18 protein-coding genes and 1 riboswitch are annotated in these 16428 nt (G+C 43.9%); of the genes, 3 read left to right on the top strand and 15 right to left on the bottom strand.

The window, feature by feature from the left end; all coding sequences use genetic code 11:
* The first annotated feature begins 175 nt into the window (after positions 1 to 175).
* Positions 176 to 412 carry a hypothetical protein gene (locus tag GM612_RS07790; protein ID WP_155431820.1) on the top strand — a complete coding sequence of 79 codons (237 nt, stop codon included), beginning with the start codon at positions 176 to 178 and terminating at the stop codon, positions 410 to 412.
* 265 nt (positions 413 to 677) lie between these two features.
* Here the strand turns inward: GM612_RS07790 and GM612_RS07785 are convergent, their stop codons facing one another.
* The 11 genes from GM612_RS07785 to GM612_RS07735 form a co-directional block, all read right to left on the bottom strand.
* Entirely contained in the window at positions 678 to 2546 is a 1869-nt protein-coding gene (locus tag GM612_RS07785; protein ID WP_173021250.1) for an FAD/NAD(P)-binding protein, read from the bottom strand.
* Between the two features lie 86 nt (positions 2547 to 2632).
* Entirely contained in the window at positions 2633 to 2899 is a 267-nt protein-coding gene (locus tag GM612_RS07780) for a hypothetical protein (protein ID WP_155431818.1), read from the bottom strand.
* Between the two features lie 2 nt (positions 2900 to 2901).
* Positions 2902 to 3294, bottom strand: coding sequence for a hypothetical protein (locus GM612_RS07775; RefSeq protein ID WP_155431817.1), 393 nt, complete (start codon positions 3292 to 3294; stop codon positions 2902 to 2904).
* Entirely contained in the window at positions 3269 to 3490 is a 222-nt protein-coding gene (locus GM612_RS07770) for a hypothetical protein (protein WP_155431816.1), read from the bottom strand. Before GM612_RS07770 ends, GM612_RS07775 begins: the two co-directional genes overlap by 26 nt.
* Before the next feature lie 161 nt (positions 3491 to 3651).
* Positions 3652 to 4560, bottom strand: coding sequence for a helix-turn-helix domain-containing protein (locus tag GM612_RS07765; protein WP_155431815.1), 909 nt, complete (start codon positions 4558 to 4560; stop codon positions 3652 to 3654).
* 27 nt (positions 4561 to 4587) lie between these two features.
* On the bottom strand, positions 4588 to 4920 hold the full coding sequence (locus GM612_RS07760; protein ID WP_155431814.1) for a metal-sulfur cluster assembly factor: 333 nt from the start codon (positions 4918 to 4920) through the stop codon (positions 4588 to 4590).
* Positions 4921 to 5423: 503 nt separating this feature from the next.
* Positions 5424 to 5783, bottom strand: a complete 360-nt coding sequence (locus tag GM612_RS07755) for a hypothetical protein (RefSeq protein ID WP_155431813.1) — start codon at positions 5781 to 5783, stop codon at positions 5424 to 5426.
* 92 nt (positions 5784 to 5875) lie between these two features.
* Positions 5876 to 6433: an ECF transporter S component gene (locus GM612_RS07750; protein WP_155431812.1), complete on the bottom strand. Its 558-nt coding sequence runs from the start codon at positions 6431 to 6433 to the stop codon at positions 5876 to 5878.
* Between the two features lie 17 nt (positions 6434 to 6450).
* Positions 6451 to 7725 (bottom strand): acetylornithine deacetylase, encoded by a 1275-nt coding sequence (locus tag GM612_RS07745; protein ID WP_155431811.1) that lies wholly within the window; start codon positions 7723 to 7725, stop codon positions 6451 to 6453.
* 83 nt (positions 7726 to 7808) lie between these two features.
* Positions 7809 to 7908, bottom strand: a riboswitch (TPP riboswitch).
* A gap of 80 nt (positions 7909 to 7988) precedes the next feature.
* Positions 7989 to 8765 carry a glucose 1-dehydrogenase gene (locus tag GM612_RS07740; protein WP_155431810.1) on the bottom strand — a complete coding sequence of 259 codons (777 nt, stop codon included), beginning with the start codon at positions 8763 to 8765 and terminating at the stop codon, positions 7989 to 7991.
* Between the two features lie 58 nt (positions 8766 to 8823).
* Entirely contained in the window at positions 8824 to 9561 is a 738-nt protein-coding gene (locus GM612_RS07735; protein ID WP_155431809.1) for an SDR family NAD(P)-dependent oxidoreductase, read from the bottom strand.
* A gap of 103 nt (positions 9562 to 9664) precedes the next feature.
* Between GM612_RS07735 and GM612_RS07730 the strand changes: the two genes are divergently transcribed.
* Complete coding sequence (locus tag GM612_RS07730) at positions 9665 to 10105, top strand: MerR family transcriptional regulator (RefSeq protein ID WP_343031852.1); 441 nt, start codon at positions 9665 to 9667, stop codon at positions 10103 to 10105.
* Here the strand turns inward: GM612_RS07730 and spxB are convergent.
* From spxB to GM612_RS07710, 4 genes are all read right to left on the bottom strand, one after another.
* Entirely contained in the window at positions 10098 to 11852 is a 1755-nt protein-coding gene (spxB, locus tag GM612_RS07725; RefSeq protein WP_155431808.1) for a pyruvate oxidase, read from the bottom strand. The two genes, GM612_RS07730 and spxB, sit on opposite strands and share 8 nt — an antisense overlap.
* 446 nt (positions 11853 to 12298) lie before the next feature.
* The gene (locus GM612_RS07720; protein ID WP_155431807.1) at positions 12299 to 13186 is read right to left on the bottom strand and encodes a polysaccharide deacetylase family protein; all 888 of its coding nucleotides are present in this window, start codon (positions 13184 to 13186) and stop codon (positions 12299 to 12301) included.
* Positions 13179 to 13472, bottom strand: coding sequence for a hypothetical protein (locus GM612_RS07715; protein ID WP_155431806.1), 294 nt, complete (start codon positions 13470 to 13472; stop codon positions 13179 to 13181). Before GM612_RS07715 ends, GM612_RS07720 begins: the two co-directional genes overlap by 8 nt.
* A gap of 3 nt (positions 13473 to 13475) precedes the next feature.
* Entirely contained in the window at positions 13476 to 14690 is a 1215-nt protein-coding gene (locus GM612_RS07710) for a glycosyltransferase family 2 protein (RefSeq protein ID WP_155431805.1), read from the bottom strand.
* Between the two features lie 501 nt (positions 14691 to 15191).
* Between GM612_RS07710 and GM612_RS07705 the strand changes: the two genes are divergently transcribed.
* Positions 15192 to 15755: a hypothetical protein gene (locus GM612_RS07705; RefSeq protein ID WP_155431804.1), complete on the top strand. Its 564-nt coding sequence runs from the start codon at positions 15192 to 15194 to the stop codon at positions 15753 to 15755.
* Positions 15756 to 16428: the final 673 nt, after the last annotated feature.

The following is a 16428-nucleotide window of genomic DNA, read 5'->3' as shown; positions in this document are numbered from 1 at the left end:
TCGTTAATGGATCGTTTCTCTGATCCTTTTCACGACAATTTAAAACAAGACTTATTTTAGCAAAAAAAACGCTGTAATACTAGGAAACGTCACAGCATGTAAGGTTTTCTTTAAACTCGGAAAATGAAAGCGATTGCGGTATAATGTATCCAAACCATGAATAGAGGTGATTTCAATGGACAATTTAATTTTCTTCAACCCAGGCGATTCAATCGCAAACTTTCACGACTATGATGAAGCCGTGCGAACTGCCCAAATTTATCGGGAGAATCATCTTCAAGATGGTCACGTGCTAGTCGTTAAGGGAATGGACAGTAAGACGCAGTTTGATATTTTCCTATCAGACAACGAAATTACGCACGCTAATGAAGCTGGCCCAGAAAAACCGTATAAGGTATCGAAAAAGCTTTAAATCTTTAAGCCCCGATCAAGGGCTCGCTTGGATGGAGACCTTATCAACTTTTAACGATCCCTTCTACCGGGTGTCATTCAGTTTAAATTCTCTCGATTCTGAAGCTAACCACGGCAAAATAAAATGTGATTTCTACTGGAAACAAGTCCTAAATAACTACTTAAAAAAGCACACCGATTGATTCATTACGAATTTGTTGGTGTGCTATTTGTATTTTTAATTCAATTAAGTAAGAACTTTTTCTCACAAATGGCTCTAATCTTCCTCATTGGTTCAAGTGATCATCAAAATTGTGTCTTCCGGTCACGATTTGTTGGGCAATCCGATCAGCTGCAATGAGGTTGCCATCGTTGACACCCGGTCGTGGACTAGCAGTCGTCATCCAGTGCAGCCCCTCGCTGGGAATGCCAAACAGGTAAAGTCCCACTACTGACTGACCATTGTGATCCATTAATTGATCAGTCTTAGGATCAAGGCTAACTGCGTGCGTAAAAAACTGACTACCATTCGTCAGACGTCGTTGATCTGGAACTGCTAATCCAGCAGCCAGCAGAGATTCAAGTACCGGATCAGCGTTGTGAGCCGCATCCACTCCTGGAGTCCGTGCTTCAATCAGTACCCGCGCAGAATAAATCGTTTCATCATTAGCTGATTGAGCCACAAACCGACCGTTTGAGACGCGCACTGACATATTGGGCTTCATAAACTCAACGATTCCAGCCGCCATTAGTGCCTGCAATTGTTCCAGTCGAATCACTGGCGGACCGACTGCCATAAAGTCCTGAGTCGGTGTGTACCAACGCAGCAAAAAGTTTAAATAATCATCCGGTTTGAACAGGTTATGTTCCACTGCAAACCGAACCTGGTCACGAAGGTCCCGTAAAACTTCAAGACCACTTGTCAACGGACCAGTCTTTGTTCCTAGCTTCGCATCCGTAACTAGTAGCTTAAGCCAATCAGGAATCATTTTTGGCTGATTACGAATAACATCAGAAAAAGGATCAACCAAGCGATTCCAGTTCAACCGATCTTCAGGTTTGAAACCAGCCTGGGCGATGACTGATTCCGGATCCCTCTCAGTTGTAAACGCCTTTTCGAACACCTTAACATCCAGATGCGGATAAGTGGCTTTGATCAGCCGAGTATAATAGATCAACTCAACGTCTCGTTTCAACAAGTCAAAAAAGCTTTGACCACTGATGCCACCATCAGCCGCCAGATCAACCATTCGCTGATCAGTTAAGAAGGCTGGCATCACCTGTTCACCGTATCCCTTTTGATTATAGCCTTTTGGATAGTACGGAAAGCCGCGACGTGAACCAGCAATGACTCGCGGCTCATTGCCAGAGGGTGTGTAAACCAACTGACCATTTGCAGCGCGGCTAAACTGGCCACCACGACCGGCCGTTAACATTGCCACGTAATCGTAAAAGCTCAGTCCGACACCACGCATCAACACGGTCTCACCTGCATCAATTGCACTGAAATTAGCGTCGCCAGGCAGGATAGGCGGTAGGTAGAAACCACCGTTTTCAGCCGCCGTCCGCTGAAATTTCTGTTCCTCTTCAGTCGGCCGCATGACATAGTGGCCAATCGTGAGTACCACTTGGTCAGCCGGCCAGTTTTGTTCTCCAGCCTGCACAGTATAACCATTAGCAGTCCGGTTAATTGCCGTCACCTCAGTCCGTTTAAAAGTAACTTGAAATGACGACGGTAGTTTACTAAGTAAATCTTCATAGGCCCACTGCAGATAGACTCCATACACGTTTCTGGGTGCATAATCGTTAGCTTGAAGCGCTTTGACTTGAGCTAAGAAAAAGTCCTGATTTGAAAAGTGCCGCGCTTTAATGAACGCTGGCGTGTCGGAGTAATCACTCCATTCAGCTAAGTTTGGACCGGTTACGGAATTAGCGCCCGCCATCCGGACAGAATCATCTGCATAAATCGTGATTTGCTGTGCGGGCGTGTTCATGAGCAGCTCCGGTGGCTGATCAGTGCGCCAAACGTGACCACCAACGGGAAACGGATCCACAATGATCACGTTAATGTTTACTTGTGCCTGGGCATGCCAAGCAATCAATCGGCCAAGTGTCATGATGCCTCGGGGGCCGGCGCCAATGATGGTGATGTCCATTGTTGTCATACTCCTTCAAATTAATGGCTGTTGGTCTGCAGAAAATGAGATTCAGATTTATTGAACCTAATACATTTGGTTAATTACTAATGTCTCAAGCCCGGCTGCCTGAGCTTTTTTAAATACGGCAGATCCATGTTCCGGGAATCAAAACGCACACTCAAAAAATGGTCTCGATCATAGCGAATGAAGATGGCTGGCGTCGTTATGTTCCATTGGCCATAATCGCTAGCTAATAGAAGCTCCTCACCCTTCGCACAAATACGATAACCGATCATCGTTAAAAAAGCGTTGATTTCTGGTCCTCGTGAGGGCATTTTCAACTCCGACACATCACTGATCAATAGCTGCACCTTTACTTCTCCCTTTCCATACCAGTACTGCGAATATATTCAATATCACGAAGTAAATGGTCCTTAAAACTGACTAAATCATAATAGGCCATTGACCGACTGGGAACGGAAACAATCTCCGCTGATAAGTCTAAAAGCACTTGTAGATATCGTCGGTGCAGGCGCTGTGCCGCCATCGGTTCACGCCTAGACAGCTTTTCATTAGCTTGATATCGGTCTCGAATCGCCTCCCGCAAGCGGTGACTCTCCGCAGTGACCGTATCAAAATCCTGCTGTTCTCGAACCTTATTTTCCACGATTGCAATTTGCCAGTGCCATTGCTCAAGTTGAATCAAGATCTGCCGTTTAGCACCTTCGAAATGACTAAAATCAATTTTGACGTTTGTGTTCGGCAAGTGCTTGTTTACCCTTTTCCGTCAGACCATTAATGTAGTGGTCGGCATCAATATAACCGTTATCGATAAGGGGTTGCGGGTCACCACCGATACTGTTATCGCAATAATCAACAAAGTGCCGGGGACTGGTACCGGGTTCCACCTTGCCAGATTCAATAGCATCTAAAATCGTGTAGTCTGTCTCAGTTAATTCCATAATGTTGCCTCCTAATTGCTTTAATTACAGTGAGAATAGCTTATTTTATACTGGCCTGCAAGCGATTTAACCCGCTGTCAATCATTTAATCAAATTCATTTCAAGATTGCTTTGGTGCATCAAAAAAGCGCACGCTCAACGTACGCTGATAAAATCCATGATTAAGCAATCAGATTCACTAAGGGTTCTCGCTTTTTATACCGAAGATTCAAAGCTGCTGCTTTCAACTGAATCAACTGACTGTTATTGATGCGCGCAAACGCCAGAACTTCGTTGATCAGCCGTTCCACAACCGCAGCATCTTGTTTTTCTTCAATCGCATTTTCCGCCGCCAAAAATTTCAGTCTTGGCAGAAAATAAGTGACGTGATACTGAGCGCAAATATTAATACCAAGATTAACTAATTGGTCGCTCCGTTCGAATCTACGACAACTATTGTTGTAACCGGCAGTGAAGAATACCAGCGTTAACAAGCGCAGATAATTGACGTCCGTATGCGCAAAAGGCTGCCTATGAGCCCCTTGTACACGACGGATAAAGGTCTCAACTTTTTGAAAGAAAAAATTTGCTCGATCCGTCTGTTTGCGTCGGTTATACAGCACGCCAGAACCGATGAAAACCAACTGAGTAAAAATGGTTTGGTGAGATTCATCCAACTCGTTTAGAATTTGTGAAAAGTCATACAGTACTTTTTCGGCGGGCTGGTTGATCACGGCCCCAAGAAACCCACGTAGGTAGTAAAACTGCATTTGCAACCGACTTGACTCCAGCTGCTCGTCATTGATCTCTTTAAGGCCAGCCAGTACTTCGGGGTAGTCTTCCAAGGCTATTTGTTCTTCAAGATCATCTAGCTTACTCTGCATCTGATTGGCAGTTATCCCATCGGAATCGCTTAAATCATCAATGGTGAGTCCGATCCGAGCGCATAACTGACTTAGGATCGACAATGAGGGCACATGACCGCCACTTTCGAACTTGCTGAGTGTTGATTGTGTGCAAATGCCATCGCACATTTTAACTTGTGAGATGTGCGTTGCTTTACGCTTTGCAACAAATTTATCGATATCCATATGTCATCGATCCCATCTTTTTCTTATCTAGCCATGAATCCCTAAAGCAACTTTGGCAAAACGACTCATCCGATCCATCGTCCAGGCCGGCTCCCAGACAAGGTTGATATCACAATCAGTAACACCAGCAACGGACTTCACGGCGTCAGTGATTGAATCAGCCAGCAAATTCCCAATTGGGCAACCCATAGTTGTTAACGTCATTGTGACAACACACTTGCCTGCATCGTCAACTTTGATCCCATAGATCAGTCCAAGATTAACCAAATCGATGCCCAGTTCTGGATCGATAACGTTCTCTAAGGCGTCCATAACGTCATTTTCCAGTGGTGATAATTGTGTGTCAGTTTCTTCTGCCATGCTTCTGACCTCCAGACTAACTTAAAGTTAACTCTTAAATACCCTTTTACCGTTTTATATTTATATAATAATGCTTATTCGTCATTTCACAGCTATACAAACTATAAAATCGACTATGACCAAATTGATTACATACCGTACGATCACTGACAACGACCACTTTTAACCTAAATCATAACATATTTGGCAGCCAATAATTCGATTTAATTTTGAGTCTCAAGTTAATTTTTTGACTATTTGTAAATTATTGATCAATTTAAGCTTAACCATAATTGAATCGTATTTATCGTCTCCTTGTGCAAGGTGATGCCATTAAAATCATGCTGCAACTATAAAAAACGATTTATAAGCAATGAAGATTCCTTCCAACACAGCATAAAGACCTGATCAAACCTTTTACCTGCTCAATTGAGGTGGCTCTGCAGAACCATTTCAAAAAGCCAGCACAGGTTTAAATGGCGCCGCCTTGAACTGGCTTTTTATAGCTATATTGACTATCACCCCTACTGATCAGCCTGGTCTAAAGCCTGAACCTCAGCCAAGACTGCTAGCATCTCCTTTTCGGCCTTTTCATAGGCTGTCATTTGATTGCCAAACTGCTCATTAAAGCCTTCTAAACCGCCAGCAACAAAGGCGTATTCGTATTGATAAATCTGTTCATACGCGGATGTGAAACGCTTTAAAATATCTGAATGCTGCGACGTGCCCATCTGTAACGTCATTTGAATCACCCGGAAATCGGTGTACCCCAACTCAAACTGAATCGCCAAGGCACGCATGAACTCGTGTTGTGCTTGAATGTGTAAAAAATGATGTTCTGTATTCCACTGCAAACGTTCAATTGAATTTTTAATATCCAGCATGGTCTTTTCCTCCTCCAAGGTAGGTCTGTTAAGAGATTGATTACACTTAGAAAATACCGGCTTTTTGGTGGATGTGCAACTAACTCGTCTCACTATTTCTCTGAGTCTAAATGCCGCAGTGCGTGGGCACGGGCAAGAAGAGAAAATACCCCGTGAACCAGTACTGCACCAAAGAAGCAGACCGAAATTAACCGGACAACAAACAGCGCAATGATCATACCGATTGAAAATTTAACGTAGCCGAGCCGAAATAGTTCGTAAGTAAATGCCACGACGGTAGTAGTGAACGAGGATGTCAATAGACTTTTCCAGCCCCAGTTGTGATACCGCCAGATTGCAAATCCCGCTTCACTTCCCACACCCTGTACGATGCCGGAAAGCAGCGCAGACACGCCAAATGTGCCACCAAAAATGACTTCAGCCGCCGCTCCCAGAACTTCCCCCAAGATAGCTGCACCAGGAATTCGAGTGAGGTATATCGCCAGTGGGCCAGCCATGATCCACAAACCAAACAAAATCTCATTTGCAAATGGACCGACCAAAATCGACAAAATATTATAGATGTAATCCGTCCCCACGAAAATAGCACCGAAGATCAAGGCAATCATCGTAATCAAAATGATATCTTGTAGATGAAATTTTTTATTCATTCTCTTAATTCCTCTCGTTATTTAACCTGTGAGCACCAGTTCAACACAAAATCCGCAATGATTTTTGTATAATCCAGTAATTGCTGTAGCTCAACCGACTCATTATCACTGTGCGCCTGAGCCAATTCTCCCGGTCCGTAGACCACTGCTGGTATGTGATAGTAATCAAACCAGCCACCATCAGAAACAGAAGTTGACATATTGATTTGAGGTTCCTGCCCCAGCACCTTCACGTGGCTGGCCTTTAACGTTGAAACGGCCAGTGAATCTTCATCGATTGCTAACGGTGGAAAGACTTCACCTTTATCTACCAGCATCGACTCCCCACCCCAAGAAAAAGTTAACGTGGTATCTGATAACCATGGATCAGCAACAACTGCTGCTCGAACCTGCGCTTCAATTTCTTGAGTCACCTGTTGAATGGTTTCGTCCGGATAGAAATGCACGGTGATCCATAATCGGCATTCATCGGCGACAAAAGCTGGGTGAATACCCCCTTCAACGTAGGCCGGATTAATGGTGTTCGTGCCTGGTAAAAATCCTGGATACTGCTTTATGACCGCCCACAGGTGCTCTAATTTGCTCAACGCTTCCAGAATTACTGGCAATTTTTCGACCATACTGGCTGCCTTAATGCCGCCACCTGCGCGTAGCATATTGACCCGATTGCCGTCGTGATAAGTATGGGCACTTTTTAAAGTAATCCACCCAGTAACCACGCCACCCTGGCCTTGAAATGCCATATCGCTAGTATCACCAACAATTGCAAAGTCAGCCCTTTCCCCCTGTTTCAACAGGGTTTTCGTTCCGGCTTCACCTGCTTCTTCACCCACAACTGATTGGAATAGTAAGTCTCCAGGCAGATGCAAATTTAAATCCTGCAGCAGTTGAAAGAGATACAAATAACAGGCAACGGCACCCTTCATATCGCTGACGCCGCGGCCATATAGCCGTCCACCACGTTCAACCAGCTCAAACGGATCGGTTTGCCAACGCCCCATTTCCGTTAAAGCAGCCACATCAACGTGACCGTTCAGTAGTAAGCTACGATGTGTCATTGAATCATAACCAGGTAACCTAGCTGACAGCAACCGATCCCGTTTATAAAAGGGTTGTTGCTTGACCTCAAACCCAACTGTCTGCAAGGCCTCTTCAAGGAAATCCTGAATACCAACCGTATTTCGAGCCGGCGGTGAGACTGTCTTAAACTTCACCAACTGCGATAAATCGTTTATTAACAGTGACTGACGCTCCTCAATCGCTGCCATCAGTAAAGCCCTTAAATCTTCCATTCTTCTCAATTCCTCCGTGATTTACTCAGCTATGAACCACGCCAAGCCAATAAAAAAACTCCTGAAGATCCACTCCAAGAGTTTGCACACGATGTTTGCTTTCCTACGTGAGTATTAACTCTCAGGTTCAAAGGGTCTGGTATGCACCATCTCAGCTCCAAACGAGCACCCCTAGCTTGTGTCAACATCATGACATATTTAGTTGATATTTACAATCTTTTATGGCGTTTTTATGGAAACTATTGCTGTGACAAAAACCAAGTTTATCGTAGCAAATACCCACCATCTACTGGCAATGTCACCCCAGTAATATAGTTGGCGGCTGGACTAGCTAAAAAGACGATGGCACCCATTAATTCGGATGGATCCGCCCAGTGGCCAGCGGGAATATGGGCCAAAATCTCTTCATTGCGAGACTGATCATTTTGCAGTGCCTTGGTCATTGGCGTATCGATGTAACCAGGCGCCAATGCATTGACCTGAATATTGTCGGGTGCAAGAGCATCTGCGTAGGCCTTGGTTAAGCCGACAACACCGTGCTTGCTAGCGGCGTAGGGAAAAATGAATTTACCGGCTCGATACGACTGCATCGAGGCAATGTTAATAATTTTACCGCCGCCTTGAGTGGCCATCTGTTTGGCAGATTCGTGGGACAGAAAATACAGAGCATTCAAATTAGTGTCAATTACGCGACGCCAATCTTCATCCTTATATTCCCGCCACTCATTGCGAATCTGAATGCCCGCGTTATTCACGAGAATGTCAATTTTACCAAACTGTTCCATATCAGCTACCACAATTTTTGCGGCTGCGCCTTCACTTGTGATATCGATCTGATAAAAGCCGACTGTGCCACTATGTTCTGCCGCAAATTGCTTGGTTTCATCCCAGTGATTCTGACTAGCACTAACCACCAAAACCTTTGCGCCGGACAACAAGAACGCCTGGGTATAATAGGCCCCTAAGCCTGAGGCGCCACCCGTTATAATTGCCACTTGACCATCTAATCGAAACCGTTCCGTACTGAATGTTGCTGCCATTTTGCATCCACCCCTTTGCTGTTCATTTTGAGGGAAGCCATCAGAAAGTCAAGTTAGTTTAGTTATGCATCACCTTAGCAATTAGCCCAGAAAATGGACCAGCAGATATCTGGTGATAAATTTCGATGAATTTGCCATGATTGCGTTTTCCCTTTGCCAAAATCGGTAAAATCTTCGATGCAACTTTTGCCGGTGTATGGAATCCCGGATAATGGGCATTGTCATTCAAATCAGTCGTGGTTGGGCCAGGGTGGATACCGTAAACAGTCACCGGCTGTTTTTGCTGCTTCATATCAAGGGCCAAACTGTCAGTAAAGACGTTTAAGGCCGCCTTGGATGACTTATAAGCCAGCGGATTCCACAGCGGATTAGGGTCTGTGGGGATCGTAATATTAACAACTTGACCGTGGTTTACTGATAACAGTCGCAACAGTCCCATTGTCAATTGGTAGACGCCCAAAAAGTTCACTTGTAACGTTGCACGCAGGTCAGCCACTGTCAACTGATTATTAGCCACGTCACGACCGGATATTCCGGCATTATTGATCAGTACATCAAGATCGGTATACTGCGCTTTGACGGTTGTAACAGCTTGTTCAATGGTTGCCGGCTGATTAAGATCAATTCGAACCACATCCACTGCTTTCACACCTGCTGCCCGCAATTTTTGGGCCGCCTGTGCCCCCCGTTCTTCGCTGCGAACTCCTAGCAACACTTTGACCCCAGCCAGACCAATTGCTTGAGCCAACGCGAAACCAATTCCTTTATTTGCACCCGTAATTAATACTCTTTTCAATTTTTTAGCTCCTCTTGTCTTGCAACCTATTTTCACTTACAATATGGACAGCATAAACCCTGAACCATAGTTTAGGGCAAGATTATTTTGAGGAGTGATAAAAATCGATAACACGTATACGATCAAGGACGTCGCAGAACGCTTTAACTTGCCGATCTCTACCATCCGCTACTATGACAAACAGGGATTGCTGCCGTTTGTGGCTAAAAATCAGGCTGGCTACCGGGAATTTACGACCGCTGACCTGCATTTGATCAGAACAATCGTTTGCCTGCGAAATACCGAAATGCCATTAAGAGACATTCGGCAATATATCAACTACTGCATGGCAGGCCCAAAAAGTATTCCATTGCGCAAAGCCCTGCTTCAGTCTCACAAATCCCGGGTACTCAAAAAGCAGGCCAAAATCATGCATGACCTGCAGGAAATCGATTATAAGTTAGACCGTTACAACGCGCCAGATGCGGCCGCCTTTGTCAGTGCCGAACTACAATTTGCATCAAATGAAAAGCGCGCCCACGGACTAAGAGATACTTTTAGTTAACGCCGTGCTTTTCTAAAAAGGCGCTAAGAGGAACCAGTTTGTCGGCGTAGTAACGAGTCTTGAAGTCGGCAATCTCTTGGCCATTGAACTTATCTGGATCCAGTTCGAGTTTCTCAACTGGAATCGGCCGTTCGTTTGACATCTTCACGTCAATCAGAACCGGCTTGCCAGACTGACTGATCTCCAGAGCTCTATCGAAGGCTAATTTTACTTCTTCGATTCGGGATACTGAAATACCTGTGAGTCCTTGAGCCTCCGCAACTTTCGCAAAATCAGTCGGCGGCAGACTAATGCCAAACCACTCTTGGCCATCATCTTCTTGCTCGTCTTCAATATAGCCCAGAGCTTCATTTGAGAAGACCACGTTGATGATTGGCAGACCGTAAGTAACCTCTGTAGCTAAGTCCTGCATCACCATCGCAGCCGCACCGTCACCAGTGAGGTTAAATACCTGCCGACCTGGGTAGCTTAAGGCAGCGGCAATGGCACCTGGTAAACCAACCCCCATGGTTGCAAACAGACCGGAAGTGATCCACGGCTGCTTGCCATTTACTTTCAGCAACCGAACGGCATTTTGCGTCACGTCACCGACATCGATTGAGAAGACTGCATCTTCCGTAGCGATTCGGTTAATTTCCCTAAATGCTGGCTCAAAGCGCAACTTTCCTTCGGTACCTGCCATCATATCATCGTTGTAGTCGTGCCAATTGGCTACGTTTTCCACATTAGCCATATACCAGTGTGATGGGTCAGCGGTCGTGCCAAGCGTGAGCAACCGTTGCAGAACCTGCTTAGCATCCCCTAGGATAGCCACATCAGTCTTGTGCCGTTTGCCCAATACCTGCGGGTTAGCATCGATTTGGGCAAATTTAATGCCCGGTTTAAACATGGTTTCGGCAAACGGATAGTTGGAACCGACAAACAGGATAAAATCGGTTTCTTGAAGCGCCTCGTTGGCTGGTTTTGAAGCCACACGGCCAGCTGAGCCTAACAGCGCTTCAAAATCGTAAGGAATAATTTGCTTGCCCAGTGCGGTCGTGATTACTGGCACTTGGAACTTCTTAGCAAACTGCATCACTTCGTTTGGCGCACCGATCGTCCCTTGTCCAACGTAAATCAGCGGTTTCTTAGCCTCACCTAATAATTTCAATAACGCGTTGATCTGACTGTCATCTGGCGCTGCCAAGACCGGTTTAGCAAAGTTAGCGGCCGCGCTGTAATAGCCATCAGCAGGGATCGGCTTGTTAGCTAAGTCGTTAGGAATCGTCACAAACGCAGGACCGTGTTGTGCAAACGCCCGCCGAATGGCTTCATCTAACACGTGTGGCAGGCTTTCAGCGGTGGTTACGGTGCGAGCGTATACACCGGGATTATCAAACCAGGGATCCTCATCGAATTCTTGGAAAAAGTCTTGATTCATCAACGCTTGTGGATTTTGGCCGACGATGAATAACGCTGGCACTTTATCTGCCATCGCGTCGTAGCCTCCTTGGAATAGATGAGTAGCTCCAGGTCCAGCCGAACCAAATGCAACCCCAATATGGCCGGTCAATTTACTGTCGGCCACAGCGGCTAGGGCACCGACCTCTTCATGTCGAACGTGTACATAAGTGATCTTATCCTTCTCCTGATGTAAAGCATACATAAGATTGTTGATCGTTCCACCTGGGATACCGTAGATGTGATCAACACCCCAACTTTCCAATGTTTTAAGGGCGGCAACACCCGAATTAATCATCTCAGCCATGTCAATTCCTCCTCCAAATACTGTCAGTTATTTAAAGCGCTTTCATAATAATTTGATTACCTCGGAATATCAATTAACTTGACTTATTGAAATTAAAATTAAACATTTTTATATTTCTGTTTGAATCTGATCATTTGCAGCAGCTATGAACGAAATGCACGGCAAATTTGCTGTCACTCATGAGTTAGCACCAAAGTGAGGCCACAAGGTACTTAAAATAAGTGGCCTAAACGGGATGGTTTTAATCAAGATTGCCCTTAATCAAAACAAAAAGTGCCACCAAATCGAATTGACGGCACAAGTAAGGGATAATTAAAGCGATAATTGTATATTACATCTAATTAGTTTTAGCAAGAGTCAGAATCTAAAAGGTCCTTTTAAAATCAGAATAATCAGCGAATTTGGTGGTTAAGATAGTTTTTGTATCACACAATCAAAGTCACAAACTACCTCGATAACCAACGTGAAATACTCGGCCAGCTATCCTGGGTCACAATCATCCGTGGTGTGAGCCGTAAATCGTTCACCGACGTTACGATACCGTTGTTTAAGGTATAAATCACATTTAAAGTTGGTTGCGCCGTTAGAAAATTCTCAACCTGTGGCGTTCCACTTCCATACGGATACGTGAAGATGGATGAGGCATGACCAAGTTTAGTTGCCATAACTTTTTGGCTAGTTGCATAATCAGTCTTGAACTTGCTGTAATTTTTCCGCAGGTTAAACACTGGCGTCCCCTTAACAAGGTAGTGCATGTCATTGGTATGAACTCCCAGTTCCATTTTGCCATGAGCATTTCGGTAAGTTTTCATGACTTGTGGCCATGTAGCCAATTGCTCACCCCCAATGTAGCGGCCAGTAGCCCCAGTAATGATCGAGGCTGTATAAGGATAACCATAGTGTTTCATGACGGGTGCCGCGTTTTCGGTCAACGTCCGGTCAACGTCATCAAACGTGAGCACGACGTATTTGCCACGAATTGGCTGATGACTATGGAGCATCGCCACCATTTGTGAGGTTGAAATCACTCGAATATGGTGTTTTGACAGAAATTTCATTTGGGCTTTAAAGGCTGACACGTTCACGTTATAAACATGAAGCTGATTGTTTGGGGTCAAAGCTTCTACCGTTTTAACGGTGGCATCATCGTTTAAAATTCGGTGGTAGCAAAAGACCATGATACCGTTCTTAATTTTCATGTCCTTAGCGGCTAATGCGTAGTTTTCGTGATTCCCCACTTCAAACTTGATACTCTTGCGCACGGTGTAGGACAGAACACCAAGGAACACGACGATCAGGACTCCCAAAATCCATTTACGGGTTGTTTTACTCATGATGGGCCACCTTTCGCTTTAAATTCCGAAGGTGAATGACCCCATAAATGGTGATGAGGGCACCAATACCAACAATTAGTATCCCTAGCAGTTTATAGATGTGAAAAGAAAGGTTAAACAATGAATAATTAACCACTAGGCCATCACTGTAGATGCCAAAAATAAAGCACAGGTTCACGGCAATAATATAAATCGCCACTACCCACAGCAGTACCAACAGAACAAACCGTCGAATTCGAGAGCCCAACGAAGTTTTCTTGCGAATCACTAATTGATCTTTATCCATTGTCTACACCCCCCTATCCGGACTGGACCAGACGCCGCGACGTTTAGGATCGATGAAAAATGACCCAAGAGCCGTTATGCAGCTGATGAGATTGACGACCCAATAGAAGATAAAGTACATCGGCAACAGCAATAGATCTTGCCAATCAACGTATCCTTGTCGTTGTGAACTGGTAAAACCAATGATGAACTGCACGATGCTGATCAAAGTAAGCACAAAGAGGATCCCGCCGTCTAAAATCACAGCGTGAGCAAATAGCATTGTTAAGAAGTACATCAAAACACCAAAGGTACAGCACAAGGCCCAGAAATTACTGACGATCATATCGACTAAAAGCCACTGCTCGGCCAAATTACCGGTAAAGATCAAGCGCCGGTTACGGACGAGGACTTCCAAACCGCCCCGCGCCCATCGACGACGCTGACGAATTAAAGCTCGCATGTGCTCTGGCACCAGGATCCAAGAGACCGCTTGCGGGCAGTATTCAACGTGCCAGTGCTTGGTATATAATTGCCAGGTCATATCAATGTCTTCGGTTAACGCTTCGACGGTCCAGCCGCCGACTTCTTCAACCGCTTGTTTGCGGTAAACAACGATCACGCCGGAAACCGTGGTAATGTGCCCGGTAATAAACGCTTGTCCACGCTTAATAATATCGATGATTCCAATGTATTCCAGTAGTTGCAGACGCCCTAATAGCGTAGTTCGGTTACGAACGACGGGACGGCCGGCTACTGCCCCAGTTTTAGGATCGTTATAAAACCGCAGCATCATCTGATCAAGGGCATTTTTATCAATGTACGAATCCGAATCAACACATAGCAGGAACTCACCTTTAGCTGACTTCAAACCAACGTTGAGCGCGTTGGCCTTACCACCATTTTGCACAATTGGCACCACTTTTACAGTCAGTTGAGACTGATATTGATGCTGCAACGTTCGCATGACGGTCAAAGTCTGATCGTCACTTCCGTCATCAATCAAAATCAACTCAACGTTCCGGTAGGTCATGTCACTGATTGAGGCCACCACTTGATCTAAGGTTGCTTCTTCATTATGAGCTGGAATCAGAACTGACACTAATGGTTCTGCGTCACTTTTACTAGGTCGTCGAAGAGGTAACTGACGCTGTAAAATACCGAAAAAAATTGCTCCCATTATCCAAACGATGGAAACAATCAGTGGATACAAAATAACAAAACCGCTTAATAAAAACATTGTAATCTCCCTTAAAAATGACCCTAAACCTAAAACTATCCCACTAAACAATATGTAAGTGTCTGTTGAACAACAGCTCATTCTACTGATAGACTTCTGGGTCGTCAAGTAGACATTCGGATTGTTAATGATATCATAAAAACTACAAAGTAACTTATATCACGGATGAAACCGCTCACAGAAGACGCAAAACCGATAACTTAAGTTTTCTTAAATTTTAAAAGAATGCGGATTATTAAAACATAAATATATAAATGTTTCAAAAATTTTAGCAAATTTTCATTTTAAAAAATTATTAGCGTACCGTCTGATTGCTTTGATGATAGAAAACGAGTCTCAATAGTTCACAAATAAAGCCAACAAAAACCGCTTTATAAACTTTCATCTAATATTAATAAAGATATAATATTTCGCACCAAAAATTGTTGCAGACAAAACTATCTCTTTTTGATACCATGGGAACGCAACAGAGGAGTAAAAATCTATTTTGGAGGATTTACAATGAAAATTAGAACTGCAATTGCCGCTACTTTAATCGGCTTAAGTTTGGGTGCAATTGGTGCTGGGAACACCGCTCAAGCTAAATCATGGCACTATAAGACGACTTCTTCGAACGCCTTTTCGACTAAGAAGTTCAATCGTGCTTATATGTATCGGGGACGTCATGATGATTTCGCTAATTTGTACTCTAGTGCTCGCACGGCAAGCACCGAAAACGTCGCTGGATTTGTTTATAACTTTAGCGATATTTATCGTAATAAGACCTACTATGCCCGCAAGAACACCACTTATAAGGGTGTGTATGATTTTAAATACAAGGGGCATGTTTACTATGTCAACCTCAAGGACGTTAAATTTTACCGTTTTAATACTTGGCGCAGTGGCAAGAAGTTAATTTCGTTTGCTAAACCAAATAATGCTAGCTATGTGATGCTCAAAAAAGGCAGCCACTTTAATAAGCATTTACCATGGTACTGGATGTACGCAGGCTCAAAATCAAATTTAGCTAACATTTATAAGTTGTCCACTAAGGGCAACTGGTATAAAGCTGGTTCGAAGTACTAGACAGATTACTACAATGGAAAATCGTTCTTATTTAAGGCCATTCGTTACTCTAATATTCGAGGGCGGATGGCCTTTTTATTAGCTATTTACTTCATATTCCAAAATTTTAAAGTGGTTGCCGTAAACTGATCTTCACCACTCTATTCGTCTTAAATGCATCGCGTCGTTTGATGATCATCTCGCCACTCAAATTTCGCACTTCCAAGTACATTGCAGGCTTTCACGGCAATAGTAAGACTGTAAACTATGATGCATTTTTGAACCTCTATAGCATTTTGATAGTTACCCTTCTGCTTCTATAATTCTGGTAACCTTTGAATCAATAACTGCTTATGCTAACTAAATTTTCAGACAGAAATTAATTGCATCACTAGATTTCAAAGGCTTAAAAAAATGTTATTTGAAATCATAAGTCAGTTTAATCAGCACTATTTTTGAGCGTTAAACAGTCTTCAGTCGCTAACGATGCCGCTTTTACACATTTTTCGTCAAATAGATTCAATTTTGTGGAAAAAAACCGTTTTAGGCTGATGACTCGGTTTTCTTACCAGATCGTTTCAATACCTCGTGTGACGAAAAAATTAAAATGTGTAATTTACGGTTGTATATATAAGACTGTTATGTGATGATTCTATAGATAGATTAGTTTAGGGGAACTAATTTATTAATTTTT

The organism is Secundilactobacillus folii (assembly GCF_009720675.1).
Taxonomy (GTDB): domain Bacteria; phylum Bacillota; class Bacilli; order Lactobacillales; family Lactobacillaceae; genus Secundilactobacillus; species Secundilactobacillus folii.
The sequence above is the reverse complement of the archived record's forward strand: the minus strand, read 5'-3'. Positions and strand labels throughout refer to the sequence as shown.

Coding starts and splice junctions, on each gene's coding strand:
- GM612_RS07790 (WP_155431820.1), top strand. CDS start 176: ATGGACAATTTAATTTTCTTCAACCCAGGCGATTCAATCGCAAACTTT.
- GM612_RS07785 (WP_173021250.1), bottom strand. CDS start 2,546: ATGGACATCACCATCATTGGCGCCGGCCCCCGAGGCATCATGACACTT.
- GM612_RS07770 (WP_155431816.1), bottom strand. CDS start 3,490: ATGGAATTAACTGAGACAGACTACACGATTTTAGATGCTATTGAATCT.
- GM612_RS07765 (WP_155431815.1), bottom strand. CDS start 4,560: ATGGATATCGATAAATTTGTTGCAAAGCGTAAAGCAACGCACATCTCA.
- GM612_RS07760 (WP_155431814.1), bottom strand. CDS start 4,920: ATGGCAGAAGAAACTGACACACAATTATCACCACTGGAAAATGACGTT.
- GM612_RS07755 (WP_155431813.1), bottom strand. CDS start 5,783: ATGCTGGATATTAAAAATTCAATTGAACGTTTGCAGTGGAATACAGAA.
- GM612_RS07750 (WP_155431812.1), bottom strand. CDS start 6,433: ATGAATAAAAAATTTCATCTACAAGATATCATTTTGATTACGATGATT.
- GM612_RS07745 (WP_155431811.1), bottom strand. CDS start 7,725: ATGGAAGATTTAAGGGCTTTACTGATGGCAGCGATTGAGGAGCGTCAG.
- GM612_RS07740 (WP_155431810.1), bottom strand. CDS start 8,765: ATGGCAGCAACATTCAGTACGGAACGGTTTCGATTAGATGGTCAAGTG.
- spxB (WP_155431808.1), bottom strand. CDS start 11,852: ATGGCTGAGATGATTAATTCGGGTGTTGCCGCCCTTAAAACATTGGAA.
- GM612_RS07720 (WP_155431807.1), bottom strand. CDS start 13,186: ATGAGTAAAACAACCCGTAAATGGATTTTGGGAGTCCTGATCGTCGTG.
- GM612_RS07715 (WP_155431806.1), bottom strand. CDS start 13,472: ATGGATAAAGATCAATTAGTGATTCGCAAGAAAACTTCGTTGGGCTCT.
- GM612_RS07710 (WP_155431805.1), bottom strand. CDS start 14,690: ATGTTTTTATTAAGCGGTTTTGTTATTTTGTATCCACTGATTGTTTCC.
- GM612_RS07705 (WP_155431804.1), top strand. CDS start 15,192: ATGAAAATTAGAACTGCAATTGCCGCTACTTTAATCGGCTTAAGTTTG.